Annotated in this window: 18 protein-coding genes and 1 pseudogene; 10 read left to right on the top strand and 9 right to left on the bottom strand. The window is 53.5% G+C overall.

Features of this window, described 5'->3' with window-relative positions:
- Positions 1-38 precede the first annotated feature (38 nt).
- The 3 genes from gshA (at position 39) to rsd (ending at position 2,843) form a co-directional block, all read left to right on the top strand.
- Entirely contained in the window at positions 39-1,679 is a 1,641-nt protein-coding gene (gene gshA / locus J4377_RS00735) for a glutamate--cysteine ligase (RefSeq protein WP_253485741.1), read from the top strand.
- Positions 1,676-2,173, top strand: coding sequence for a disulfide bond formation protein B (locus J4377_RS00730; protein WP_038486044.1), 498 nt, complete (start codon positions 1,676-1,678; stop codon positions 2,171-2,173). Before gshA ends, J4377_RS00730 begins: the two co-directional genes overlap by 4 nt.
- Before the next feature lie 181 nt (positions 2,174-2,354).
- Positions 2,355-2,843, top strand: coding sequence for a sigma D regulator (gene rsd / locus J4377_RS00725; RefSeq protein ID WP_038486042.1), 489 nt, complete (start codon positions 2,355-2,357; stop codon positions 2,841-2,843).
- A gap of 167 nt (positions 2,844-3,010) precedes the next feature.
- Here rsd and J4377_RS00720 read toward each other — a convergent pair whose 3' ends face one another.
- Positions 3,011-6,070: an efflux RND transporter permease subunit gene (locus tag J4377_RS00720; RefSeq protein WP_253486389.1), complete on the bottom strand. Its 3,060-nt coding sequence runs from the start codon at positions 6,068-6,070 to the stop codon at positions 3,011-3,013.
- Between J4377_RS00720 and J4377_RS00715 the strand changes: the two genes are divergently transcribed.
- Positions 6,062-7,249, top strand: coding sequence for a cyclopropane-fatty-acyl-phospholipid synthase family protein (locus J4377_RS00715; RefSeq protein ID WP_253486388.1), 1,188 nt, complete (start codon positions 6,062-6,064; stop codon positions 7,247-7,249). The two genes, J4377_RS00720 and J4377_RS00715, sit on opposite strands and share 9 nt — an antisense overlap.
- Entirely contained in the window at positions 7,250-7,768 is a 519-nt protein-coding gene (locus J4377_RS00710) for a DUF2878 family protein (protein ID WP_253486387.1), read from the top strand.
- A 28-nt stretch (positions 7,769-7,796) separates the two neighbouring features.
- On the opposite strand, the gene J4377_RS00705 is transcribed toward J4377_RS00710, so the two are convergent.
- Positions 7,797-9,638 carry a bifunctional diguanylate cyclase/phosphodiesterase gene (locus J4377_RS00705; RefSeq protein ID WP_253486386.1) on the bottom strand — a complete coding sequence of 614 codons (1,842 nt, stop codon included), beginning with the start codon at positions 9,636-9,638 and terminating at the stop codon, positions 7,797-7,799.
- Between the two features lie 276 nt (positions 9,639-9,914).
- Between J4377_RS00705 and fabA the strand changes: the two genes are divergently transcribed.
- On the top strand, positions 9,915-10,430 hold the full coding sequence (gene fabA, locus J4377_RS00700; RefSeq protein ID WP_038480285.1) for a 3-hydroxyacyl-[acyl-carrier-protein] dehydratase FabA: 516 nt from the start codon (positions 9,915-9,917) through the stop codon (positions 10,428-10,430).
- Positions 10,431-10,442: 12 nt separating this feature from the next.
- The gene (gene fabB / locus J4377_RS00695; RefSeq protein WP_038480282.1) at positions 10,443-11,660 is read left to right on the top strand and encodes a beta-ketoacyl-ACP synthase I; all 1,218 of its coding nucleotides are present in this window, start codon (positions 10,443-10,445) and stop codon (positions 11,658-11,660) included.
- Positions 11,661-11,746: 86 nt separating this feature from the next.
- Here fabB and J4377_RS00690 read toward each other — a convergent pair.
- From J4377_RS00690 to J4377_RS00675, 4 genes and pseudogenes are all read right to left on the bottom strand, one after another.
- A pseudogene (locus tag J4377_RS00690) lies at positions 11,747-12,480 on the bottom strand (lysophospholipid acyltransferase family protein).
- Positions 12,477-13,367 (bottom strand): sugar nucleotide-binding protein, encoded by an 891-nt coding sequence (locus tag J4377_RS00685; RefSeq protein ID WP_038480276.1) that lies wholly within the window; start codon positions 13,365-13,367, stop codon positions 12,477-12,479. The pseudogene J4377_RS00690 and the gene J4377_RS00685 overlap by 4 nt, the downstream one beginning before the upstream one ends.
- A 58-nt stretch (positions 13,368-13,425) precedes the next feature.
- Complete coding sequence (locus J4377_RS00680) at positions 13,426-14,085, bottom strand: single-stranded DNA-binding protein (protein ID WP_120385950.1); 660 nt, start codon at positions 14,083-14,085, stop codon at positions 13,426-13,428.
- A gap of 169 nt (positions 14,086-14,254) precedes the next feature.
- Entirely contained in the window at positions 14,255-15,634 is a 1,380-nt protein-coding gene (locus J4377_RS00675; protein WP_038486465.1) for an MFS transporter, read from the bottom strand.
- A 171-nt stretch (positions 15,635-15,805) separates the two neighbouring features.
- On the opposite strand from J4377_RS00675, the gene uvrA reads away from it, so the two are divergent.
- Together uvrA and J4377_RS00665 are read left to right on the top strand one after the other, a co-directional pair.
- Complete coding sequence (gene uvrA / locus J4377_RS00670; protein WP_038480269.1) at positions 15,806-18,655, top strand: excinuclease ABC subunit UvrA; 2,850 nt, start codon at positions 15,806-15,808, stop codon at positions 18,653-18,655.
- 187 nt (positions 18,656-18,842) lie between these two features.
- Positions 18,843-19,583, top strand: a complete 741-nt coding sequence (locus J4377_RS00665) for a Crp/Fnr family transcriptional regulator (protein WP_038480266.1) — start codon at positions 18,843-18,845, stop codon at positions 19,581-19,583.
- Between the two features lie 127 nt (positions 19,584-19,710).
- Here J4377_RS00665 and J4377_RS00660 read toward each other — a convergent pair whose 3' ends face one another.
- Positions 19,711-20,505: a hypothetical protein gene (locus tag J4377_RS00660; protein ID WP_038480263.1), complete on the bottom strand. Its 795-nt coding sequence runs from the start codon at positions 20,503-20,505 to the stop codon at positions 19,711-19,713.
- A gap of 59 nt (positions 20,506-20,564) precedes the next feature.
- Positions 20,565-22,676, bottom strand: a complete 2,112-nt coding sequence (locus tag J4377_RS00655) for an adenosylcobalamin-dependent ribonucleoside-diphosphate reductase (protein WP_120385953.1) — start codon at positions 22,674-22,676, stop codon at positions 20,565-20,567.
- Positions 22,677-22,884: 208 nt separating this feature from the next.
- Here J4377_RS00655 and J4377_RS00650 point away from each other — a divergent pair, with 208 nt between their 5' ends.
- The gene (locus J4377_RS00650; protein ID WP_038486463.1) at positions 22,885-23,442 is read left to right on the top strand and encodes a hypothetical protein; all 558 of its coding nucleotides are present in this window, start codon (positions 22,885-22,887) and stop codon (positions 23,440-23,442) included.
- Positions 23,443-23,451: 9 nt separating this feature from the next.
- On the opposite strand, the gene J4377_RS00645 is transcribed toward J4377_RS00650, so the two are convergent.
- Positions 23,452-25,491, bottom strand: coding sequence for a sensor domain-containing diguanylate cyclase (locus J4377_RS00645; protein ID WP_198349560.1), 2,040 nt, complete (start codon positions 25,489-25,491; stop codon positions 23,452-23,454).
- Positions 25,492-25,502 lie beyond the last annotated feature (11 nt).

Genomic DNA, 25,502 nt, shown 5'->3' with positions numbered 1-25,502 from the left:
CTGCTTTAAGCAGGCCTTACTAACAAGGAGTGTTCACCTTGTCTGAACCTCTCACTGTGCCATCCACACTGACCGCCCAGGTTGAGCGTTTGCTCCCTAGCGCGCGTTTAGGGCGTCTAGGTCGCCTGCGTCGCGGGGTGGAAAAAGAGGGCCTGCGCGTTGACGCCAATGGCCATATTGCTCAAACGCCGCACCCTTACGCGTTGGGTTCAAAACTAACCCACCCGCATATCACCACTGACTACTCCGAAGCGCTATTGGAGTACATCACACCGGTGTATTCAGAGCCAAAAGAGGCGTTGGCATTTTTATCAGACCTGCACACGTTTACCTATCACCACTTGGAAAATGAGTGGATTTGGCCAGGCAGCATGCCGTCCCGGCTTTCCGGTAACGATAGCGTACCGATTGCCGACTACGGCAGCTCCAATGTGGGCACCATGAAGCATGTCTATCGTAAAGGGTTGGATGTGCGCTACGGGCGTATTATGCAGGCTATCGCCGGGGTGCATTACAACGTATCGCTACCCGATGATATGTGGCATGCCCTGCGTGAGCTTGAAAAAGCCACCAATATTCCTTTTAACGATTATCGCTCTACGCGTTATTTCGGCATGATTCGGCATTTTCGTCGTCATAGCTGGCTGCTGCTCTACCTATTTGGCGCATCACCCGCCATCGACAAAAGCTTCCTGCCAACTGGTACAGTGCCTGAAAAACTGCAGTCGCTGAGCGACGACACCTATTACGCCCCCTATGCGACCACGCTACGTATGTCGGATTTGGGCTATCAGAATAAAGTGCAGTCGCAGCTTAAAATCTGCTTTAACTCGTTGTCCAACTACGTCAACACGCTACGGCACGCTATTTCCACTCCGTGGCCAGACTACGAAAAGCTGGGCGTGAAGAACGGCGACGAGTGGCAGCAGTTAAACGCCAATATTTTGCAGATTGAAAACGAATACTACAGCGATATTCGCCCTAAACGAGTCGCCAAGCACAACGAAACGCCCAGTCAAGCCCTGGAAGCGCGTGGGGTGGAGTACATCGAAGTACGCTGTTTGGATCTTAATCCATTCGACCCGCTAGGTGTCACCGAGGCTCAGATGCGTTTTGTTGATACCTTCTTAATGTGGTGTCTATTAAGCGATAGCCCGTGGATTTCAGACGAAGAGTGCGACCGCTTAGACGACAATCGCCGTTTCGTCGTTGAGCGTGGGCGTGACCCAGCGCTGAAGCTGATCCATAACGGCAAAACGACGACTGTGAAGGAGTGGGGCGAGCAGATTTTTGCGGAAATGGCTGAAGTGGCACGCCTATTGGATGCTGTAGAAGAGAGTACTCCTCATGCGTCGGCACTCGCTGAGCTATCGCCGCGGCTGAAAGATCCTTCTCTAACTCCCTCAGCGCAACTACTGGCGCGCCTGGAAGCTGGTAATGGCTCGCTCAGCGATACGCTGTTGCAATTGGCTCAAGAGCAAGCCGACAAGCTTAAGTCCACGCCCATGCTACGTTCTCGTGAAGCACTGCTTGCTCAGTTGATCGAGACCTCGCACCAACAACAGCACGATATTGAAGAAGCCGATCAAGAGAGCTTTAGTGAGTTCCTAAGCACTTACTTTGCCAAAGCGCGTGAGTCCAGAGCGCTGTCTGCTATTTCACCAGAGGATGGTCAATGACATCATTAGCAGTTCGCCCTATCGCGTTAGCGGGCTTCGCCTTTTGTGTTTTGATGATGGCGGTAGCCTTGGGGCTTGAGCATATTATGGGGTTGGAACCCTGCCCGTTGTGTATTTTTCAGCGGGTCGCGGTGATTGCCGCAGGGCTGGTGCTAGGTATCGCTGCACTTCATAACCCAAGTGGCAAAGTAGGCAAAGCTATCTACGGTTTGCTGAGCTTAGCCGCAGTAGGTACCGGTGCTTTTGTTGCCGGAAGGCATGTATGGCTTCAAGGCTTGCCCGCTGACGAAGTGCCAACCTGTGGCCCAGGCCTTGAGTACATGATGGATATCTTGCCGATGCAAGAAGTGGTTGCCATGGTGCTTACCGGCTCTGGTGAGTGTGCTGACATCGATTTCATGTTCTTAGGCCTGTCGCTGCCTGCATGGACCTTGATCGGCTTTTTATTGCTCGCGATTGCGCCTCTGCGTATTCTGTGGTCTTTAAAAACATAGTCTTTAAAAACATGGTCTGTAAAAACATGGTCTGTAAAAAAGAGTTAAATAAGTGGTATGGTTTACGTTAATTGATTGGCCTCATTTAATTAAGTAAACCGTACCCGCTAGGATTGACAGGTGTCCACGGACGCGCGAGTCTAGCTCAGTTGAAGACGGCTATCTGTAAGGAGAAAGCCCCATGCTCGAAGATTGCAAAAATGCCCTGGAGCGCTGGGGGGGCGTGCACAGTTTGATTGATCGCTGGCTTGATCAGCGCCGCTCGCTGTTAGTCAGCTTCATTGAGCTGAAAGAAGCTTGTGACGCCGAATTAGAGGCGATTAGTAAAGCGCGCATTGACACCTTTAGTGAGTTGTTGATGGACTACATCAGCGCTGGGCACTTCGAGATTTACCCCCAGCTTGCTGAGGAAGCGAAGGCATTCGACGATGAGAGTGCATTACAAATCGCGGCAAAGCTTCTTGAGCGCTTAGAATTGTCAACGGCCATGGTGCTGGAATTCGATGAAGACTTCGCCTCACCGGTACGCTGTCAGCAGAATCTAGTGCGTTTGCCCGCCTGGATTGACCGCTTAGCGAAAGGGTTGGCAGAGCGCTTTGCCCTTGAAGACCAGCTAATCGCCCGCCTGCACGCCGCCCACAGCCCACAGCAGATGAAGTCACCAGCGTAGCGCTTTTCGCTGCCCCGCGGGTGCGCTTCGCTTACCACGCGCTACAACCCCTGTGAGTTCAGTATGTTTTGTAGCGCGGCGTAACGAATCTTGCGAGGCACGAGCAAATGAGGCACCCGCGAACGGTGCCCCAGCCGCCCCTGCTATGCAGTCTCACACCTCACCTATTACTTCTCACGCCTCACCTTGCCGCCTATTACTAACATGCAAGGCGTTAGCAAGAGCGTTAGGGCAGTGGCAAAGGTTAAGCCACCTGCAATCGCGCTGGACATTTGTGTCCACCATTGGGCGGAAGGGGCGTCAAACCCTAGCGCGGGTGCAAAAAGATTAACGTTGATTCCCAGCACCATCGGCATTAACCCCAGCACGGTGGTAATGGCGGTGAGAAGCACTGGGCGTAAGCGCAGGGTGCCTGCTTCTAGTGCCGCTTCGGTTGGGGGCATGCCTTGGCCGCGCAACTCGTTGTAAGTGTCGATCAAAACGATATTATTGTTAACGACAATACCTGCCAGGGCGATAATGCCCATGCCCACCATGACAATACCAAACGCTTGGCCAGTAATGAGCAGCCCCATCAAAACGCCCGCAGTGGAGAACACAATGGCCGATAGCACTAGCGCTGCTTGATAGTAGCTATTGAACTGTGTCACCAGAATCAGTGCCATTAGCCCAATCGCGATCAAGAAAGCGCTGATCAAGAACTGCATGGATTCCTGCTGATCTTCTTGTTCACCCGCCACATTAACCATCAAACTATCGTCAAGTTGGCTTTGGCCTGCATCTAGTAGCGCTCGCAATCGCTCGTCCGCTAAATAGCCTGGTGCTAAATCTGCCTCAACGGTAATCGCACGGCGTCCATCAATACGATTCAGGGTGCCTACTTTGGGGGCGGGCGTAATGTCTACAAAGTGAGCAATAGGCACTTGGCCTCGTGGGGTGTTGATCGTCAGTCGTTCAAGCTGGTTGAGCGTGCGCCAGTGTTCCGGTAAGCGCACGCGAATATCCACCTCATCAGTAACGGTGGGGGGACGGTAGTTGGCCACTTGAAGGCCAGTGGTCAGTAGCTGTACAGCACTACCAATGGTGGTGATATCGGTGCTCATGCGGGCAGCGGCTTCACGGTTAACTTTTACCTGCCATTCGACCCCGGGCAGGCTGCGATTATCCTGGATGTCGGTAAAGCCGCCTAGCTCGTGCATTAGTGCCGTAATCTGGTCAACGCCGGCGTTTGCGATGTCTGGATCTGTGGCGCTGATTTCGAGCACAATAGGTTTGCCGCCGCCAGGCCCCATCTCCTGCTCGCGAAACTCTAGCGTTATCCCCGGTAGATCTTGAGTGCGCTTGGCCATGTCAGCCAAAATCGTGCGGGCAGGGCGGCGCTGGTACCAGTCGACAAACTGAAACTGCAACATCCCGATCACATCATTGCCCATTTGCTGGTTAGGCACCGCAAAAGAGCGTGCATAAAGGGCTTCGACTTCTCCCATGCTGCCCAGCCGGCTTTCCACCCGCTTCAGGATGGTGTCGGTTTCTTCAGCGGAAAAATCGCCTCGGGCACGTACCAGCACTTGCGCGCTGTCCGGCTCTACGCTGGGGAAGAAATCAACGCCATGATTAAAACGAGCATAGCCGGTATAAATCAACCCAATTAACAGCACCGCAAACACGAGCACCCAGGTGGGATGCTGCAGTAAACGTCCGAGTACGCGGCGATAGGCGCGCCCAAGCGACGTGCTTTCGTCGACCGGGCCAGCACCCGCAGTTGCTGTATGGGATGTGCGGGTAAACAATCGCCCCAGGGTAGGCAAAAACACCAGAGCCATGGCTAGCGACGCAAGAAGGCACAAGATGACGGTGGCAGGCAGGTACTTCATAAACTGGCCTACCACGCCTGGCCAAAACAGCAGCGGTATAAATACCGCAAGCGTTGTCGCGGTAGAGGCAATAACCGGCCAGCTCATGCGTGTTGCGGCATTCAGCCAAGCCTGGTGGGGAGACTGCCCCTCGTGCAGGTTTCGGTCAGCGAGCTCGCTGACTACAATCGCACCATCCACTAGCATGCCAGCCACTAAGATCAGCGCAAATAACACCACAATGTTGAGCGTAAAACCAAATGCCCAAACCAGTAGAATGCCGGTTAAAAACGCGCCGGGTATGGTCAGGCCCACCAGCAGCGCCATGCGCCAACCCATCACGGCTACGACAACAATTAATACCAGCACCACTGCGGTGAGCACGTTATTTAACAGCTCAGAGAGCATGTTTTGAACGGTAACCGACTCGTCCAAAATCGTGGTAATACGCAGCTGTTCCGGCAGCAGGTCGCCTGCCTGGGCAAAGCGCTCTTTGACGGCGTCAATGGTGGCGATGATATTTGCCCCAGCGCGCTTGGAAATTTCCAGCACTACCGCAGGTTGGCCGTCGATGCGGGCAAATCCTTCGGGATCTTTGTAGGTCGGTAAAATCCACGCAACATCGCCAAACGTAACCACCTGGTCGCCGTCAACTTTCACCGGCATGTCCATGACATCGTTTAACGATTCGATAATGCCCGGTACTTTTAGTGCTAGCCGTCCGGCGCCGGTATCCAAGCTGCCCGCAGCAACTAGGCGATTATTGCGTGAGATTTGATTAAACAGCGTATCAAAATCAACGCCGTAACTTTCCAGTACCAGTGGATCAACGACAATTTCGAGTAAGTCCTCGCGGTCGCCAGCAATATCGACCTCTAGAACGTCGGCAATGCCCTCTATTTCCTCTTTTAAGCGACGCGCAATGGTTACCCGTTCTCGAGTATCCAACTCGCCGGAAAGGCCGATGCTCAACACTGGAAACTCAGAGACGTTAACCTCCATGACCCGAGGCTCGTCCGCTTCATCCGGTAAGCTACTGCGGGCGATATCCACGCGTTCGCGTACATCAGAAAGCGCTGTATCCGGATCAAAGCCAGGATCAAACTCCAGCGTTACCGACCCATGACCTTCGCTAGACTGGGCGGTAAATTTGCGCAGCCCTTCGATTCCACGCAGCTCCTGCTCCATTGGGCGAACTAGCAGGCGCTCACCATCTTCCGGGCTAACGCCTTCCAGCGAAAGCGAGACGTAAATAATCGGGATAGTGACGTCTGGATTGGCTTCCTTGGGAATCATCTGCCAGGCAGTTGTACCCGCCAGCAGCAGGCCAACCAGGGTTTCACTCGCTGGTTGAAGCCTCGCCTGATGACTCAATTAGATGCCTTCCAGGGTGGCCGTATTACCTTAATTGAAGGCAACCAGTGTCACCACCTGGGTCAAGAAGGGCCACTTCAAGTGACCGTCGTGATTCGTCACTCCCGCGCCTGGAAAAGGCTCGCGTTTGGTGGCACAGTGGGCGCAGCTGAATCCTATATGGATGGCGACTGGGATGCTGATGACTTAGTGGCCTTGGTGCGTTTGTTTGCGGCCAATTTGGATCACGTAAACGGTAAAATGGAAAACGGAAGCGCTCGTTTCGCCCGCTGGCTGCTTGGCGCTGCCTATCGCTTCCAACGTAATAGCCTTTCCGGTTCAAAGCGTAATATCTCGGCACACTACGATATTGGCAATGACCTTTTTGCCACGTTTCTTGATCAACGCCACTGGATGTACTCGAGCGCTGTTTTCCCTTATCCAGAAGCCAGCCTGGAAGAAGCGTCTACCTACAAACTCGATATCATGCTCGAAAAGCTAGATGTACGCCCAGAACATCACTTGCTAGAAATTGGTACTGGCTGGGGTGGTCTTGCAATACACGCCGCCAAAACTCGTGGCTGCCATGTCACTACCACCACCATTTCTGAAGAGCAGTACGCCCATACCGCCCGTCGCATTAAAGAAGAGGGGCTCGACGATAAAATCACTCTGTTAAAGCAGGATTATCGTGAGCTGACAGGTCACTACGATCGACTTATTTCTGTTGAGATGATTGAAGCCGTCGGCCACCAGTATTTGAACACCTACCTTGAAAAGGTCGACAGCCTGCTGACCGACGATGGCCAGGCTATGCTGCAAGCCATCACTATCCGAGACCAACGGTTTGAAGAAGCCAAGCGGGATATGGACTTTATTAAGCGCTATATTTTCCCCGGTGGTTTTTTGCCGTCTCATCACGCCATGCTAACCAGTGTGATGCGCAAAACCTCACTGAACGTAGTCGCGCTTGATGAAATTGGCCAGCACTATGCCCGCACTCTACGCGAGTGGCGCCATCGCTTTGAAACCAGCCTAGAGCAGATAAGGCAACAAGGGTACGACGAACGGTTTATTCGCATGTGGCGTTACTATTTGTGCTACTGCGAGGGGGGCTTTATTGAGCGCTCTATTGGTACGTGCCACTTGTTGCTGGCGAAACCAGCCGCCAAACCCGAGCCGTTAACGGGCGCACTATAAATGGCTAGCCCACGCTGGCAAAGCTTGCTGTTCAACGCACTACGCTTCGAAGTGGGCTGGCTGCTGTGCGTTCTAGGGGGGTCATGGGTAGCTGCCATTATGGGAAGTGCGCTGCTAGGCTGGCATTTCTGGCGCTGCGCCAAGCCCGGCGAATGGCGTTTCATTGGTGCGTTTGCGCTATTGGGGTTAGCGTTGGATGGAGGCCTTCATTTGGCAGGAGGTTTCGACTTCGGTGAACACACCTTGGTGGCTGGTTTACTGCCACTGTGGCTTTGGATGTTGTGGCCGCTGTTTGCAACACTAGTATTTCACTCGCTTGCTTGGCTGTGGCAATACCCAATGATTGCGGCGGTTTGCGGTGCGGTCAGCGGGCCACTGTCCTATGTTGGCGGCGCAACGCTCACCGGCGTTAGCTTAGCCCCCTGGTTACTGCCGGCACAGGCCATTATTTGGGCAGTGCTGTGTTTGTGTATCAGTCGTTACGCTAACTACAAAGTCGCTGCTTCTGGCGTTCATTAATACTTGCTTCTAGCATGGCGTTTAGCATTTACGAAGGCATTGATTCAGCCAGTATGCGCGGCACCCAACGTTGCTCAAGCTCCGCAGCAGGTAAGGGCCTAGCAAAATAGAACCCTTGCACTAACGTACAACCGGCGTTAATCAGAAACTGACATTGCGCTTGAGTTTCTACGCCTTCGGCGACCACTTCCAGTCCCATCCCCTCTGCCATCGCCAACACAGCCGTGACAATAGCGGCATCTGCTTGATCATGAGGCAGTTCACGAATAAACGCACGATCTAGCTTAATTTTATCTACCGGCAATCGCTTCAAATAACCAAGCGATGAATAGCCAGTACCAAAATCATCGATTGCAATCGCATAGCCTTGGTTACGCAGCGCCTGCAGGCGAGGCCCCATATCCCCGGCACGCTCGTCCAGCAAAACAGATTCTGTCAATTCCAAGCCAATTTGCGACGTTTTTAGTTGGTAGCGTTCTAAACAACTAGACAGCTGAGTTTCTAGGTCTCCCTGAAAAAGCTGCAGCGCAGAAATATTGACCCATACCGTCACTTTCGGCATACCGCTGTATTGCCAGTGCGCCTGCTGGGCACAGGCTTTTTCGATCACCCAACTACCGAGTTCGGCCATCAATCCATGACGTTCAGCAAGCGGTATAAAATCGCCCGGAGAGATCATGCCATCCTCAGGGTGACGCCAGCGCAGCAGCGCTTCCATACCCACTAAATCGCCAGTTCCTGGATGATGCTGCGTTTGGTAATGCAGCTCCAGCTGATCACCGGATATCAACGCGGCCCGCAAATCGCTCACCAGAGCAAGCTGGGGATTATCTTGTTTATCCAGCGCGGGGCGAAACCGCTGGCTGAGATTACGCCCTAAGCGTTTGGCACTATATAAGGCAGACTCTAGCCGCTGAAAAAGCACGCCGGAATCACTGCCATCTTCAGGGGCACGACAGCTACCAATCGTTAACCCCAGACGTAGCGATTGATCTTTTATTTCGAATGGTCGGCTCATGTGCTCACGCAGGGTCGCTACCCACTGATCATGGTCATCAAAGGTGGTCGTGCGAATCACCATAAATTCATCACCTCCCAGCCTACCCACTGCGCTGCCAGCCATATAACCCGTTAATCGTTGGGCAAAGCGCGCTAACAAACGATCCCCCTGCTCGACCCCTAAGCTGTCATTCACCGATTTGAGCCCATCAATATCAATCAACGCCATATCCAAACTTTCACCTGCTCGCAGATGGCGCAGCCGAGAGGACATCAGATCGTGTAAGCGCCGCCGGTTTGGCAATCCCGTTAGCGGGTCTTCATAACCAATTCGGCGCAGATCACGCTCGCGTGCTTTTTGGGAGGAAATATCGGTAAAGAGGCTGATAAAGTGAGTAATTTTGCCACGCTTGTCGGTAACCGCACGGACCTTTAGCCACTCAGGGTACTCATCACCGTGCTTGCGGCGATTCCACATCTCGCCCTCCCAACGGCCAGTCGCCTTTAACGTGCTCCAAAACGTCTGATAAAACGCTTTATCGTGACGCTGAGCCGCCAACGTCTCTAGCTTACGGCCAATCATTTCCTGGCTTTCGAAGCCGGTAATTTGAGTAAAGGCGGGATTGACCGTCAAGACGCGATTATGCACATCGCTGATGACAATGGCGTCACTCGCCAACCCTATTGCATCTTGCGAAAGACGTAGCCGTAAATGTTGTTGGCGTATTTGGTTCCAAGCATCCCACATGCCAAATGCAACCAAGCTGGCCGCCACCATACGTAACGCCGAGTCAGGCACCCACACACAAGCGGGCAGCGCTATTAGCGCCACCCACACCAGCGGACGATTAAGAGAAACAGACAGCCACATGGCGGTTTAGTGTGTCCTATAAATGAGCCAAATAGGGCATGGGTTACAGATCTGGCATCATGCCGCTTAACAAAAAAACATGGATACACCATATTACGTCAATAGGGCGTTTATTGTGCAGAATCGCGTATTTGAAATAACGAAATACTAACAACCTCTATCGGCTGACAGGTAAAAAGCTGTAGAGAAAACACGATAAGTGCCCAACAACGTGCATTCAGAGGTTTCGGGAAGTAGACTAGACCCAACTACCATCTTGATACTCGGAACGATTCAGTGACCAAGCAACATTCCTTTGATCGCGAAGAACTACTGGCCTGCTCGCGCGGCGAGCTATTTGGCCCAGGAAACGCACAGCTTCCGGCACCCAACATGCTGATGCTCGATCGCATCATGCACATTCACGAAGAAGGTGGTGTGCATGGTAAAGGCGAGCTAATTGCCGAACTGGACATCACTCCGGACCTGTGGTTTTTTGATTGTCACTTCCCCGGTGACCCAGTCATGCCAGGCTGTTTGGGGCTAGATGCCATGTGGCAGCTTGTGGGTTTCTACCTGGGTTGGCTTGGCCACCCAGGTCGTGGACGTGCACTGGGCTGTGGCGACGTTAAATTCAGCGGCCAGATTCTACCCGACGCGAAAAAAGTAACGTATCACATTAATGTGAAGCGCATTATTACCCGCCGACTTATTCTAGGCATCGCCGACGGCACTGTGTCCGTCGACGGACGCGATATATACCAGGCTAATGATTTGCGCGTTGGCCTATTCACCTCCACTGCGAATTTCTGACAGGAGGCTCCCATGCGACGAGTGGTAGTCACCGGCCTTGGCATCGTATCGTGCTTAGGCAACGACCAGCAACAGGTCTTAGACGCGCTCAAAAACGGGCGCAGCGGTATTCGTTTTAAGGAAGAGTACGCCGAACGCGGCTTCCGTAGCCATGTCGCGGGTAGCGTCGACATCGACCTTGATTCTCTCATTGACCGCAAACTTCGCCGATTTATGGGCGACGCGGCAGCGTATGCCTATGTATCTATGGCACAAGCCATTGAGGATTCGGGGCTCTCTGAAGAGCAGGTGTCCAACGAACGGACTGGGCTTATAGCCGGGTCTGGCGGGGCATCCAGTGCAAATCAGGTAGAAGCAGCCGATGTCATGCGCGAAAAAGGCCTACGCCGTGTAGGGCCATACCGTGTTACCCGCACGATGGGCAGCACCGTGTCAGCATGCTTGGCAACGCCATTTAAGATAAAAGGCGTTAATTTTTCTATCTCCTCCGCCTGCGCGACGTCTGCTCACTGCATTGGTAGTGCGATGGAACAAATCCAGCTTGGTAAGCAGGATATCGTGTTTGCCGGTGGTGGCGAAGAAGAGCACTGGACCCTTTCTTGCTTATTTGATGCGATGGGTGCCCTTTCAACTCATTACAACGATACGCCAGAGAAAGCCTCTCGCCCTTATGATCAAGCTCGCGATGGGTTTGTCATTGCTGGTGGCGGTGGCATGTTAGTGCTTGAAGAGCTGGAGCATGCTAAAGCCCGTGGCGCCAAGATATACGGCGAATTGGTTGGCTACGGCGCCACCTCCGACGGCCACGATATGGTTGCCCCTTCCGGGGAAGGTGCGACGCGTTGCATGCGTCAGGCCATGGCGACGGTTAAGGGTGATATTGATTATATTAACACCCACGGCACGTCTACACCGGTGGGCGATGTGGCTGAGCTGAAGGCGATCCGTGAGGTATTTGGCAATACCACACCTGCTATGAGCTCAACCAAGTCGCTTACCGGCCACTCGTTAGGCGCAACCGGCGTTCAAGAAGCAATTTATTCGCTGCTAATGATGCAAAATGACTTCGTCGCTGCCTCAGCTAATATCGAGAATCTTGATGAGCAGGCAGATGGGTTTGACATCGTTAGAGAGCGACGTGATGGCGTTACCATCGACCGAGTGCTCTCCAACAGCTTTGGGTTTGGCGGCACTAACGCTTGCTTGGTTTTTCAGCGCTTTAATGGCTAATTCCTAGTCATGCAGTGCATGTGCAATACGCTATAAAAACGGCGCCTTAAGGCGCCGTTTTTATGTTCATCTAAAGGTTGCTTAACTTAACGAGAAGTTGGCCGAGGCACCTCTGAAATCTCTTGCAACTGCCCTTCAATCCAGGCTTCAACATCCACCAGTACCTCATCGGGTGTACGGCCTGCAGTTTCTATAGGCGCACCAATACGAACCCGAAGCACGCCGGGGCGCTTTACCCAATGGCGACCAGGCCAGCGCTCACCAGCATTATGTGCCACTGGTAGCACCGGCACACCTGCTCGGCAGGCCACCACGCTACCACTCTTGTTGTAGCGCTTTCGAACCCCTGGGTCGACACGCGTTCCCTCTGGAAAAATAAGCACTGAAAGCCCCGTTCCCAGTCGCGCGACACCCTGCGTCAACACCTGCTTCATAGCGCGGGCAGGCTTCGAGCGATCCAGACTAATCGGCCGCAACAGACGTAATCCCCAACCAAAAATAGGCAGTCGCAATAACTCCTGCTTTAATACCGTGCAAACGGGCGGCTTCATCACCTGCAGAAATACCGTTTCCCACTCACATTGGTGGTTGGCCTGGATCACACAGGGGCCCGCCGGAATATTTTCTCGCCCCTGAATGTCGTATCGCACGCCACACGCAACTTTGAACCACGCCATCAAAAAATGGTTATAGAGGTTTAGCAAACGATAACGGGCAGCCAACGGCAAAAACGGTGCAATCGGCAAAAAAGAACGCCAATCAACAGCATGGCAGAAAAATATCCCACATAAAAAACCAAGCTGCGAACCAGATTGATCAAGCCAACTCTCCTGTCCCTTCGCCCTGCTGTTGTTCCCGCCTCAAACACCACGCATCCAGCATTCGTCCTACCTCCAGCCGCCATGGCTTCTGGTGAACACCAAACACATCAAGAACACGGCGGCAATTAAGGACTCGCCGCAGCTTGGCATCATGGTGATGATTAAGTGCTTGTACTTCGCCAAGGGCGACACTTTCGCCGCGACCTTCCAGATGGGTTGCCAGTTGGGTGCGAACCATTGAGGTAAATGTAAACGCACTGACAGGCTCGGTGCCCGCTAAGTGGTAAGCCCCCCAAGCATCGGCCCCACAGACTTGCTGCTGCAGCATGCCTATCAACGCCATGGCGACAGCATCGGCAGACGTAGGGCAAAAAATGACATCCTCAGCGGCGCGAGCAGACTGTCCAATCATCAAGCTGTCGATTATTTCGTTTAGCCACGCATGGCTGCCTTCCAGCGCAAACAAGGGGCCTAAGCGAACAATGAGATGTCGGTGATACTCAGCACGAATACGATCGCCCGCTTGCACTAAGCGGCGCAGGCTCTCATCCCTGGGAGCAGGCACCACATGTTCATCGATGGGGATTTCAAAACCGTCTTCGTAAAGCTGGTCTGAAACACACCACACCAACGCAATGCCTTGTGCTTGGCATGCATCGACGCAGACATCAACGGCATCAGCGTGTGCCATTACATCGGCAGGTGCCATACTGAGCGGGTGCGCTAATGGGGGAATAATCACCGCATCAGGTGTTATCGCCTGGAGTTGAGCGGAGGTAATCGTAGTACCCTGCTCAATAACAAGCTCAGTATCCGTTCGACGACTGGCTTCTCGGGCTAATGCCAAACTTAAGCAGTGCCCCGCATCTAGTATCAGCAGCTTCAAGACAGAACCTCCCTCTCACCTAACCCCAGGAATGTGGCGAACTATTCAGTTCAGGCGGTCAGAACGGAATTTCGTCGTCAAAATCATCGAAGTTGCCTGGATCGGGGGCCCCATAATTGCTGTTTTGATTAGCCGGGGCTGGCTGGTTTTGCTGTGGCCCGCGAGCAGGCTGGGGCGCGCCGCCATAGTTACCTTGAGGAGCACCGCCCTGGGGAGGGTAACCACCCTGCTGTGGCATACCGCCACCCTGATGACCCTGAGGGGCCGCATGCTGAGGAGCTGAGTGCTGCGGTGCGGGTTGCTGCTGAGCCGGCGCACCTTGCGCAGGGTTATTTTGTGCGTAACCACCTTGAGGGGCTCCGCCACCCTGGAAATCGCCGCCACGGCTATCTAGCATCTGCATATCGTTGGCCACAATTTCCGTGCTGTAGCGATCTTGACCGTTTTGGTCTTGCCACTTACGGGTTTGTAGGCGACCTTCAATGTATACCTTAGAGCCCTTTTTCAGGTACTGCTGGGCAATCTCAGCGGTTTTATTGAACAACACAATGCGGTGCCACTCGGTACGCTCTTGGCGCTGTCCGCTTTGGCGGTCCATCCAGGTGTCAGACGTCGCCAAATTCAGGTTTGCTACCGCCGTTCCTGAGGGCGTAAAGCGTACTTCAGGGTCTTGGCCCAGGTTACCAATCAAGATGACTTTGTTAATACCGCGCGCCATAGGTCGCTCCTTTCAATAATCGGTCATATATCAATACCAGTGCCCTCAAGGGTATCACTGATACGGCTGACAGGCCTGAATGCCATGCAGCAAATGTGTGTAAAAGCTTCGCTATGTGTTTAAACCTGGAGGTGTAAACGCTTGCTGTACAAATGATCAGAGATGGTCGTTACGTCTTAGGTGGTGATAACAATCTCGTCAGCGCTGCTTGATCGAGTTCTTTGCGATTCACTTTCAGGTACATCAAGCGCTCCTCCGGCACCACCATTACATCTTCCACGCCCACGACATCAGCAAGATGTTCCATCAACAGATTTAATGCATCAGGCTGCGTATCGTGTAGTGCCACGACTTCACTGGAGAGAGGCGGTGGTGACGGCATACGCCACATCGCCAGCCACCACAGCAGCGCTAGCCCTGCACAGCCGAAGAACACCGCATCAAGCCCCCATAGATTCGACAACAAGCCACCCAGCGTGCCTCCTAAAAAAGCACCCAAAAACTGGCTGGTAGAGTACACCCCCATCGCGGTGCCTTTAGCACCCGCGGGCGCCAACTTACTGAGCATTGATGGCAGCGTGGCTTCGAGCAAGTTAAATCCTGTAAAAAAAACAAATAGCCATGCGAACAGCCAGCTCTCTTGGGAGAATGGCAGCCCCAGGCTGCCCAAGCTAATGACAATGGCGCCGATTGCCAGCAAGCATATTAATTTCATGCGCTGGTATTTCTCGGCCACGATCACCAGCGGCACCATAGCAATAAACGACAGCGCCATAATCGCTAGATAAGCCAGCCCGTGATACTCAATCGCGACGCCTGCATTTAATAGACGGAAAGGAACAGCAACAAAAATCGCCATTAACACCAGATGCAGCGAAAAAATCGACAGATCTAGCCGCCATAAATCGGGGCGCGTAATAACACTTTTAAACTGCTGGCGATCCATCCCCACATCGCGGTGGCGCAAACGGCGTGGTGCGGGCGGCACCCATCGCCAAAGCACCACTAAACCGACGAGCGTTAACAGCGCCGTAAACCAAAAAACGCCCGCTAGGCCCGCCCAAGCCGCCAGCCAGGGGCCAAGAACCATGGCAATCGCAAACGACACGCCAATGGAGAGCCCAATCGTGGCCATCGCCGCCGTCCGCACCTGCTCACGGGTTTGGTCGGCCAGTAGCGCCATAATCGCTGCAGCAACGGCACCACAGCCTTGCAGCGCGCGACCCAAAATAACCCCGCCAATGGAGTCTGCCATAGCAGCGACCACGCTTCCTACGGCAAAAATCAGTAAGCCCATGGCAATAACGCGCTTACGACCAATACGGTCTGACAGCAGCCCAAAGGGGATCTGTAGCGTTGCCTGAGTTAGTCCATAGACACCTAATGCGACACCAATTAACAATGGGGTAGCGCCACTTAAGGTGTCAGCGTAAAGCGCCAACACCGGCAGCACCATAAACAACCCCAGCATACGAGACGCATAAAGCCCGGCTAAGCCGCTGATTGCACGGCGTTCAGTGGCCAGCAGCAGTGCGGAAACCTTGCGCATAATACCCTTGTGGTCAATAAAGGGGCTGAACAGCCCGAGATAACCGTCCATTCTAGCGCTTTGTATCCACGCTGGAAACGCCAAGCGCTGACCCCATATCAATATGGAGCTTTGCCGGGAGGGGTACAGCAAACGTATAATTACACTTTTGCCACGCGATTCGAGGTGTTGATGGACAGCATTCTGGTCAGGGGTGCACGCACCCACAACCTCAAGCAGATCGATGTGGAGCTGCCCCGCGACAAACTTATCGTCATTACCGGTCTTTCCGGCTCAGGTAAGTCATCGCTGGCGTTCGATACGCTCTACGCTGAGGGGCAACGCCGCTATGTGGAGTCGCTTTCCACCTATGCGCGTCAGTTCCTTTCGATGATGGAAAAGCCCGATGTGGATCACATCGAAGGGCTTTCGCCTGCGATCTCTATTGAGCAGAAATCCACGTCCCACAACCCCCGCTCTACCGTCGGCACGATTACCGAGATTTACGATTACCTGCGTCTACTGTTCGCCCGGGCAGGCACACCACGTTGTCCAGAGCACGGCGAGGAACTGGAAGCACAAACCATTTCCCAAATGGTCGACCAAGTCATGAACCTGGCCGAAGGCACCAAATTGATGCTGCTTGCACCGGTGGTGAAAGGTCGTAAAGGGGAGCACCTGCAACTGCTGGCAGAACTGCGGGCTCAAGGCTTCGTTCGGGTACAGATTGATGGTCAAGTGCTAGAACTTGACGATATTGCCCCGCTCGACAAGCGCAAGAAACACGATATCAGCGTGGTGGTTGACCGTTTTAAGGTGCGCGATGATATTGCCCAACGTCTAGCAGAATCGTTTGAAACCGCAATTAATCTCGCCGACGGCACGGCGATGATCCACTTTATGGATGGTGATCAGGAAGACCTTGCCTTTTCAGCACGCTTTGCCTGCCCGGTGTGTGGCTATTCGCTTTCTGAGCTTGAGCCGCGAATGTTTTCGTTCAACAACCCGGCGGGAGCTTGCCCCACCTGTGATGGCTTAGGCGTTCAGCAATATTTTGACCCCGACAAGTTGATTAGCCACCCAGAACTATCGCTAGCGGAAGGCGTGATTAAAGGTTGGGATCGGCGCAACATTTATTACTTTACCCAACTGCAGGCGCTGGCTAAACATTATCAGTTTGAGCTTGAAACGCCATGGATTGAGCTGGCAAGCCATGAGCGTGAGATTATTTTAAATGGCAGTGGCAGCGAACAGATTCCTTTTGTGTATGTGGGAGACCGTGGCCGCAAGGTAACGCGCGAGCATGCCTTTGAAGGCGTACTACCCAACATGCAGCGCCGCTATCGGGAAACCGAATCCAATATGGTGCGTGACGATCTGGCCAAGTATATCGCCGTGCAGCCCTGCGCCACTTGTGGCGGCTCGCGGCTGCGCAAAGAGTCACGCCATGTGTTTGTCGATGACCATAACATTGCCGATATTGTGCACTTACCTATCGGTGAGGCATGGCGCTACTTTGCCGAGCTTTCCCTACCGGGCCGCAAAGGCGAGATTGCCGATAAGATCGTTAACGAAATTCATGCCCGGCTAGAGTTTTTGGTTAACGTAGGGCTCGACTACCTGAACCTGGAGCGCAGTGCTGACACGCTCTCGGGGGGCGAAGCCCAGCGTATCCGTCTCGCCAGCCAAATTGGCGCGGGGCTGGTGGGCGTGATGTACATTCTGGACGAGCCCTCCATCGGCCTGCACCAGCGGGATAACGACCGTCTGTTGAAAACCCTAGAGCGCCTACGCGACCTGGGCAACACCGTGATCGTGGTTGAGCACGACGAAGACGCCATTCGCGCTGCGGACCATGTACTCGACATCGGTCCTGGTGCAGGTGTCCATGGTGGCGAAATTGTCGCTCAGGGCACGCCTCAAGACGTGATGGACAACCCCAATTCGCTGACCGGCCAGTACTTGTCGGGAACGCGGGAAATCGCTGTGCCCCCCTACCGCATTCCCGGCAATCCGGAAAAGCAGTTGGTGGTGCGCGGCGCTACGGGCAATAACCTGCAAAACGTCACGCTCAGCCTGCCACTGGGGCTGTTTATTGCCGTCACGGGGGTTTCCGGCTCGGGCAAGTCGACGCTGATCAACGGCACCCTGATGCCGATCGCGGCCCGCGAGCTTAACCGCGCCACTACCTTGACCCCGGCTCCCTATGAGAAGGTAGAGGGGCTTGATCAGCTCGATAAAGTGATCGATATTGACCAGAGTCCTATCGGTCGTACGCCGCGCTCAAACCCAGCTACCTATACCGGTATTTTCACCCCGATTCGTGAGCTGTTTGCGGGCACTCAGGAAGCGCGTTCGCGAGGCTACAAGCCAGGCCGGTTCAGCTTTAACGTTAAAGGCGGCCGCTGCGAAGCGTGCCAGGGCGAAGGCATGATCAAGGTAGAGATGCACTTCCTGCCAGATATTTATGTGCCCTGCGATGTGTGTAAAGGCAAACGCTACAACCGCGAAACGTTGGATATCCACTATAAAGGCAAAACGATTCACGAAGTGCTGGCCATGACGGTAGAGGACGCCCTGGAGTTCTTCAGCCCAGTGCCTGCTATCGCTCGTCGTTTGCAAACCCTGTTGGATGTAGGCCTCTCCTATATCCGCCTAGGGCAAAGTGCCACAACCCTTTCTGGCGGTGAAGCGCAGCGTGTCAAACTGGCCCGCGAGCTAGCCAAGCGTGACACGGGGAAAACGCTTTATATATTGGATGAGCCCACCACTGGCCTGCATTTTGAGGATATCCGCCAGCTACTCACGGTACTCCACCGCTTACGTGATCACGGCAATACCATTGTGGTGATCGAGCACAACCTGGATGTGATCAAAACGGCTGACTGGATTATTGATCTTGGCCCAGAAGGTGGCTCTGGCGGTGGACAAATTATTGCCGAAGGAACACCAGAACAGATTGCCAAGCAGAGCGTTTCCCATACAGGGCATTTCCTGGCACCGTTGTTAAAACGTGGTAATCGTGCCAAAAAAACCGCCTAGCGCCACTTCCAGGGTGGGTAACTCCCCCCTGGAAAATGACAGCGATATGCCTGCCCCTCCCCAAGGACGACAAGAGAGCAGAAAAGACCAAGCAACATAGGACGGCCCTGTTTATATTGATTAACGTTTATATTGATCAACAACGCGGCCTGTTAATCGTTGCTAACCTTTTTAGGAGAAGGAAGCTGTGGATCAGGATAAAAGCTGCATTATTAGCCACTTCAGTCACTACTGCTCACTAACTGAAGCAGAAAAAGCGCTATTAATCGAGTTGGAAGAGAGTCCTACCGATATCAAAGCAGGGTCACTGCTGTGGGAAATTGACGCCCCCGCGAATGAGTTTTGCACCTTGCGCAGTGGCTGGGCTTACTCCTATCGACATTTAGAAAACGGCGATCGGCAAATTCTGGAAGTATTTTTGCCTGGCGATATTATCGGTTTGCGAGAGTTTGCGTTTTCCAGGCGGCTGGAAAACGTGCGCATGATTACTGACGGCGTGGTCTGCCATTTTCCCCATAAGCGCATGCTAGAGCTATTTCGTCAGTCACTAACGCTGACCTCGGTGATGTTTGCCATTGGCAGTCGCCATCAGGCGCTACTAACGGAACGGCTGGTCAACTTAGCGCGGCGTAGTGCTAGGCAAAAAATGGCCCACTTCCTCCATGAAATGTACCTACGCTTACGCCAGACTAATCATGACATCAGCGAACAGTTCCGTTTGCCACTTTCTCAAGAACAGCTAGCCGATATTCTAGGTTTGAGCCCGGTTCATGTGAGCCGAACCTTTAGCGCATTGAGTGAAGATGGCTTGGTGTTCCGTGACCGCCATAACGTCACTATTCCCGATTTAAAGGCGTTGGCTACCGAAGGGGAATTCGACGACTGCTATTTAACCGATAACGTCAGGCCGCTACTTGTTAGCGCCTGAGCCCTAACGCCTGAATCAACGGCAGATTATTCGTTCTTAAGCTTTTCTATCCTTAAAATAAGCAACGCCGCGTGGCTCTCTAGACCACGCGGCGTTGTTGGTTAGCGTTCTAGTGGGTTTGTCTGGCTTAGCCGCACTTAGACCAGCCGCAGCCTGCATAGCAGGTTGGGCAGCCATCCATCATAATAAGCTCACCGCGACACTCAGGACAGTTACCCACGGTTGCCGGGCCACTGCCTTCAGGCTTTTTTACGACGTTTTCTTGCTCAGCGGCACCGCCAATCGGCTCCACAGCGCTAACCGCTGAGCTGGTCTCTGGCTCGTCGACCGGTGGTTGCCAAGCATGGCCATGCTGCATGCGGTGCGCATAACGCTCTACCAACATTTCTACCGGTACTTGGTTACCATCCTGGTCCAAGAACCCGCGCCGATAAAGAATCTGCTGGATCGACCAGGCAATCGCCGCCACTTCGGAATCGTGGAACATTGGCTTGTTCCAACGGTTCATACCACAGCGCACTAACCCTTTATCCCACGCCACTTTACGCAGGTCAGCCACTGCCTGGGTGACATATCCCCCGCGCGCAGCAAGGGAAAGGCTACGCATCGTCGCCGTAATCCATTGGTGCTCGCTGGAAAGCTGTCCTGATGGGAAAAAGAACTCAACCGGGCGCTCAATGACCACACGTCGGCCACCCACCACGCCTTCCACGGGCATAAAAGAGACCAGCAGATAGACTTTTTTGCGACCTTCCGCCCCCACATAAGAGATCTTTTCGGATACCGCTTCTAGCGTTCCTTCTGGGCGCGAGGGAATCCTGACCGTCAGCGGGTCTTCTTCCGGAAGTTCAGGGGCAGGCGCTGCCTGCTCCTGCTGCTTGATACGGTAACCAACGATTTTTGAGGTAATTTCTACAGCCATGGTGTTCTCCACTTAGCAAAGGGTGTCGGGCGATGTTCGTAGCAAGGCGTAGCCCGCCCTTACCATTTGCCGTAGGTGCCCTCTTTTAAGGCATCAAACAGGTTGGCGGCGTTATGCTCTTCACCGTCGTAGACCACCGTTTCATCGCCGGCCAGTTCTAAGGTCTCGCCATTTTCCAGCTCAAACACGTAGGTGGTGTTTTTTAAATCATCTTCACGTACCAGAACGCCCTGAAACGCTTCTGGGTTGAAGCGGAATGTAGTGCAGCCTTTAAGGCGGCTCTCATACGCCTGTAGGTAGAGATCCTGGAATTTCTCAAACGGGAACTCTGTCGGCACGTTAACCGTTTTAGAGATTGCCGAGTCGATCCACTGCTGAGCGGCCGCCTGCACGGCCACATGCTGCTCAGGCGACACGGAGTCTGCGGTAATAAAGTAGTCGGGTAAATCGCTTTCCACCGCATCGGCGGCAATAAAGTGACGATAAGCGGCTAACTCGAACGAGACAACTTCAACCTGTTCTTTGGTTTTCTTACCCGATTGAATGATATTGCGGAAATAACGGTGCGAGAATGAGGGTTCAATGCCGTTGGAGGCGTTATTACCCATCGACAGCGAAATCGTGCCAGTGGGCGCAATAGAGCTATGGTGGGTGAACCGTGCACCATGTTCCGCCAACTGTGTGACCAACTCAGGATCGAGCTCAGCCACTTTCGCCATATACTGGCTATAGCGGGCATGTAGAATACGTCCTGGTACTTTATCACCCACTTCATAACCATCGGCAGCGAGTTGGGGGCGCTCACGCATCATTTTCGGTGTAATCGTATGCTCTTGCTCAAGCACAGGCGCCATGCCTTTCTCTTTAGACAGCTCTAGCGCTTGCTTCCAGCCTTCCAGCGCGAGGTGGCGGCTAACTTCTTCGGTAAAGGCCAGCGACGCTTGAGAGCCATAGGGAATTTTAAGCATGGTCATCGTTGAACCAAGCCCCAAAAAGCCCATGCCGTGGCGGCGCTTGGCTTCAATCTCACGCTGTTGCTGCGGCAGTGGCAAGCCAGCAATTTCCACTACGTTATCGAGCATGCGAGTGAAGATCGCTACCACCTTGCGATAGCGTTCCCAATCAAAGCGTGGCTTGTCGCTAAACGGCTCAATCACAAACTTGGTCAAGTTGACCGATCCCAGCAGACAAGCACCTTCTGGCGGCAGCGGCTGCTCACCACACGGGTTGGTCGCCCGGATATCTTCGCAGAACCAGTTGTTGTTCATGCGATTGACTTGATCAATCAGAATAAACCCAGGTTCAGCGTAGTCATAGGTCGAGGACATAATGGTGTCCCACAGCTCGCGCGCTTTAATGACTTCAACAACACGGCAAGCCACGCGGCCTTCATCATCGACCGTATAGCCCTCTTCAATGACGGGCCAGTCGCGATAAATCAAATCGCCCGCTTTTACATCGTCTTTTTCACCAGGGTGCAATGGAAACGCCAGCGGCCAGTCGGCGTTGTGCTTCACGGCTTCCATAAATTCGTCGGTAATCAACAGGCTAAGGTTGAACTGGCGCAGACGACCGGCTTCTCGCTTAGCTTGAATAAACTCACGAACATCAGGATGACCAACGTCGAAGGTGCCCATCTGAGCACCTCGGCGACCACCTGCGGATGCCACGGTGAAACACATCTTGTCGTAGATATCCATAAACGCCAGCGGCCCGTTAGTGCCAGCACCAGCGCCAAACACAAACGCTCCCTTATGGCGCAGCGTCGAAAAGTCGTAGCCAATACCGGCGCCAGACTTCAACGTCATGCCAGCATCAACGACGGAGTCGAGAATATCGCGCATAGAATCACGAATAGTGCGCGAAACTGTGCAGTTAATCAGGCTGACCGCAGGTTTGTAGGCTTCAGCGCCCGCATTGGAAAGGATTCGTCCGGCAGGAATAGCGCCGTTTTCTAACGCCCAGCGGAATTTTGGCAGCCATTCGTTAGCATTGTCACCTTCAACCGCCGCTAACGCTCGTGCGACACGCTCGAAGGTAGCACCCACATCCTGGTCAACAGGTTGGCTATGGCGATCTTTTAATCGATATTTAGCATCCCAGATATCTTTTGAGGGAACCTGTAGTGGGACGTCATTCGAAGTCTTCATAGCCTTTGCTGCGGTGCTCATGTCGCGAAACTCCTTCACAACGGGGTGAAATTAGCGCTCAAAACGGTGCGATTATACGTTCTGCGGTTATGAAGTATAGACTTGACTTTACACTATATGCGGCATTTTTCTTGTTAAAGACTACTACATATAGAAAAATCAGCGCGTTACCTTTTGCTTATCGTCAACAAACGATAGGCTAATGTTTTTCTTGTGCGATGCCACCCTTATGCCTACTTTAAAGCCTTTTGCGTTAGCGACCTTCAGCGCCATACTTTCCAGCACTGCGCTGCCTAGCATGGCAGCAACGTTCAATATTGATGCCGCGCAATCACACAATCATTGGCAGTCAATGGCGCTAACATTAGGCAGTGAGCAACACTTTCGTGCTGTGGAAACCCATAGCTATTCGGATGCCACCTTGAGTTTGAACGCGACTCAGGGTGTTTGCGACTTACCGTGGCTGGAAATGCGGGTCACGTTGGCTGAGCAACAAGGCGAAAGTCGCGCGGTTAACTTAGTGCCTACCAGGATCCGAGTGGATGACACACCGATCATCGATACCATGGCCGAGTTTATTACCGAGCGAGGCGATGATGGGTTTTATGCGCACTTCTACCTGAGCGACCTGCAAACATTAATGGCGCAAATGAGCCAAGGAGAACAGCTGTTTATCGGTTTCGATCAACAAGATAGTGAGCCTTGGTATATGACCTTTAGTCTTGATGGTGCTGATGACGCCATAGCGAGAATACAGCGCTTATGCGGCCGCGCCGACGACCAATGATGCCGCGTATCACTGCACGCTTTTTTCGGCGATTTCAACGCGGTTACGCCCATTACGTTTAGCTCGGTACATCGCAGCATCGGCCCGGGCGATAATGGTTTTGCAGCTATCATCGGGCTGCCATACTGCGACACCAATGCTGACCGTTATCGCTTGGCCCAAGCCCTTCACCTGTAGCGTTGCCACTAAACCACGCAAGCGTTCAGCAAGCCCTTCTGCGGCCTCCATACTGGAGTGGGTCGCCAATACCACAAACTCTTCCCCTCCCCAGCGCCCCAAATGATCACAGCCCCGCAGTGAGCTTTCCACCATGCGTGCTAGCGAAATCAGCACATCATCGCCCACGCTATGGCCGAGGGTGTCATTGATCTGTTTAAAATAGTCGACGTCAAATAACAACAGCGCGAAAGCCGCCCCATAGCGTTTTGCTGCTACCAGCTCTGCATCAATAGCCTGCTCGATGCGGTAGCGGTTCCACACCTGGGTAAGTGGGTCAAAATGTGCCAACTGTTCTAACCGTTGATTCGCTTCTGCCAGCGCTTTACGCTCGCGCTCCAGGTGCATATTGAGCGTGCTGATCTCATAAGCCGAAATGGCCAGCGTCAAATCTTCCCCCAGATCAATCGCGGCTAGCCGCTCAACCCGTTGCCAGGCTTCGCTTTTTCCTGTGACCTCCTCGCACCACGCGTCAGAAGGCGACATCATCATAGGCGGTAGTGATGCAGAAGAGGGCTGCATCGCCCAATAGAGCGTCTCCACTTGTTCAGGGCGAAAAAACATCAGCCAGCCGCGCTGAACAGGGTTAGTAGGCAGCGGCACGGCGAGCACACCACTCTGCTCTAACATGTCTAAAGAGGACGTTAGCGGCTCTTTGGCTGTCTCTTGGGTACACCATGGCCCACTATGGATATGGGCTTTTTCAATTCGTGTGACCAACTGGCTGATCGTTTCTGGCTTGGGCGTATTGCCTGATTGATAGATACTGCCTTTCACCCATAACACAACGCCATTGGCACGGAAGAGCGACTTCCATGTCTCGGCATGCTCCGTAAACAGCTGATAAGGCCCCTGAGGCTTTAAGCGATTATTGCTTGAAAGCACCAGGCTATCTTGTACACGCTGCAAATAGCGCGCTTCTTGGCGAGCTCTCAGCAGTAACAGCCGCTGCGTAGCCATTTGCACCAAGGTACGTACCGCATCTCGTACGGGCGGCGCTACAGGGTAAGCCGCTGCCGAGTGGCAGAATAGCAGCCCCCAAAGGCCGGTATCTCCCTGCATCGCCACGCTTAGTGCACCGCGTACGCCAAGTCGTTGTAAGTACTGTTGCCGCTCAGGGGCCGGAGCGCGCAAGAAGCAATCACTTACATCTACCGCCACACTCGTCGGCAGTAAGTGCTCACAGGGTGCTGCGACATCCTGGATCAGCCGCACCGGATGGCGCTCATAGGCGCGCCGTAGTGCGATAGGGAAGTCCTTGGCGGGAAAGCGTTGCCCTAACAAGGCAGGTAAACGAACTACCGGCAACTCGGTATCGGGCTGAACGCGCCCCTTAGCTAACGACTCGGCCACGATTAACCCATGCCAATCACTATCGAAATGGCATACAGATACCCGGTCATGCCCAGTTAATTCTTGAACGGCTATCACCAGATAATCAAGCAGTTCTTCTTGATGTGTCGCTTCCGCTAAACGCATCAGGCGTTCGTTCACCGTGCCAAGTAGACGCTGCTTACCGAGGGTATGAAGGGGCTCTATCTCAACTAACACATGCGCACCGGCACGGTAAGCATGTAACTGGAAACGGTTTGATCGAGCGGGACACTTAAAGGTGAGCGGCCCCGGCAAACGCTGCTGACCTTGTAGCTCGTAGCGTACGCGCTGGCTTAAGCGCTTGCCTAGAACGCTGGAGAGCGTTGGGAGACACCCCTCACGAAGGCTTATTCTCAGCAATTCAACAAAGTTGCTACTAAACGCCTGTATGCGCCGGCAGTCAGCATCGAGCACCAGTAATGCACCGAACGACTGTAGTAGCGAGTGATGCTTCAACACAGAGATGGCCT

Source organism: Halomonas sp. XH26, assembly GCF_024138895.1.
Classification (GTDB): Bacteria; Pseudomonadota; Gammaproteobacteria; order Pseudomonadales; family Halomonadaceae; genus Vreelandella; species Vreelandella alkaliphila.
This window is presented reverse-complemented; position numbering and strand designations above follow the sequence as displayed.

Bases quoted from the DNA above. Each gene is read 5' to 3' on its own strand.
- J4377_RS00730 (WP_038486044.1), top strand. From the start codon at position 1,676: ATGACATCATTAGCAGTTCGCCCTATCGCGTTAGCGGGCTTCGCCTTT.
- rsd (WP_038486042.1), top strand. From the start codon at position 2,355: ATGCTCGAAGATTGCAAAAATGCCCTGGAGCGCTGGGGGGGCGTGCAC.
- J4377_RS00715 (WP_253486388.1), top strand. From the start codon at position 6,062: ATGACTCAATTAGATGCCTTCCAGGGTGGCCGTATTACCTTAATTGAA.
- J4377_RS00710 (WP_253486387.1), top strand. From the start codon at position 7,250: ATGGCTAGCCCACGCTGGCAAAGCTTGCTGTTCAACGCACTACGCTTC.
- J4377_RS00705 (WP_253486386.1), bottom strand. From the start codon at position 9,638: ATGTGGCTGTCTGTTTCTCTTAATCGTCCGCTGGTGTGGGTGGCGCTA.
- fabB (WP_038480282.1), top strand. From the start codon at position 10,443: ATGCGACGAGTGGTAGTCACCGGCCTTGGCATCGTATCGTGCTTAGGC.
- J4377_RS00680 (WP_120385950.1), bottom strand. From the start codon at position 14,085: ATGGCGCGCGGTATTAACAAAGTCATCTTGATTGGTAACCTGGGCCAA.
- J4377_RS00675 (WP_038486465.1), bottom strand. From the start codon at position 15,634: ATGCGCAAGGTTTCCGCACTGCTGCTGGCCACTGAACGCCGTGCAATC.
- uvrA (WP_038480269.1), top strand. From the start codon at position 15,806: ATGGACAGCATTCTGGTCAGGGGTGCACGCACCCACAACCTCAAGCAG.
- J4377_RS00660 (WP_038480263.1), bottom strand. From the start codon at position 20,505: ATGGCTGTAGAAATTACCTCAAAAATCGTTGGTTACCGTATCAAGCAG.
- J4377_RS00655 (WP_120385953.1), bottom strand. From the start codon at position 22,676: ATGAGCACCGCAGCAAAGGCTATGAAGACTTCGAATGACGTCCCACTA.
- J4377_RS00650 (WP_038486463.1), top strand. From the start codon at position 22,885: ATGCCTACTTTAAAGCCTTTTGCGTTAGCGACCTTCAGCGCCATACTT.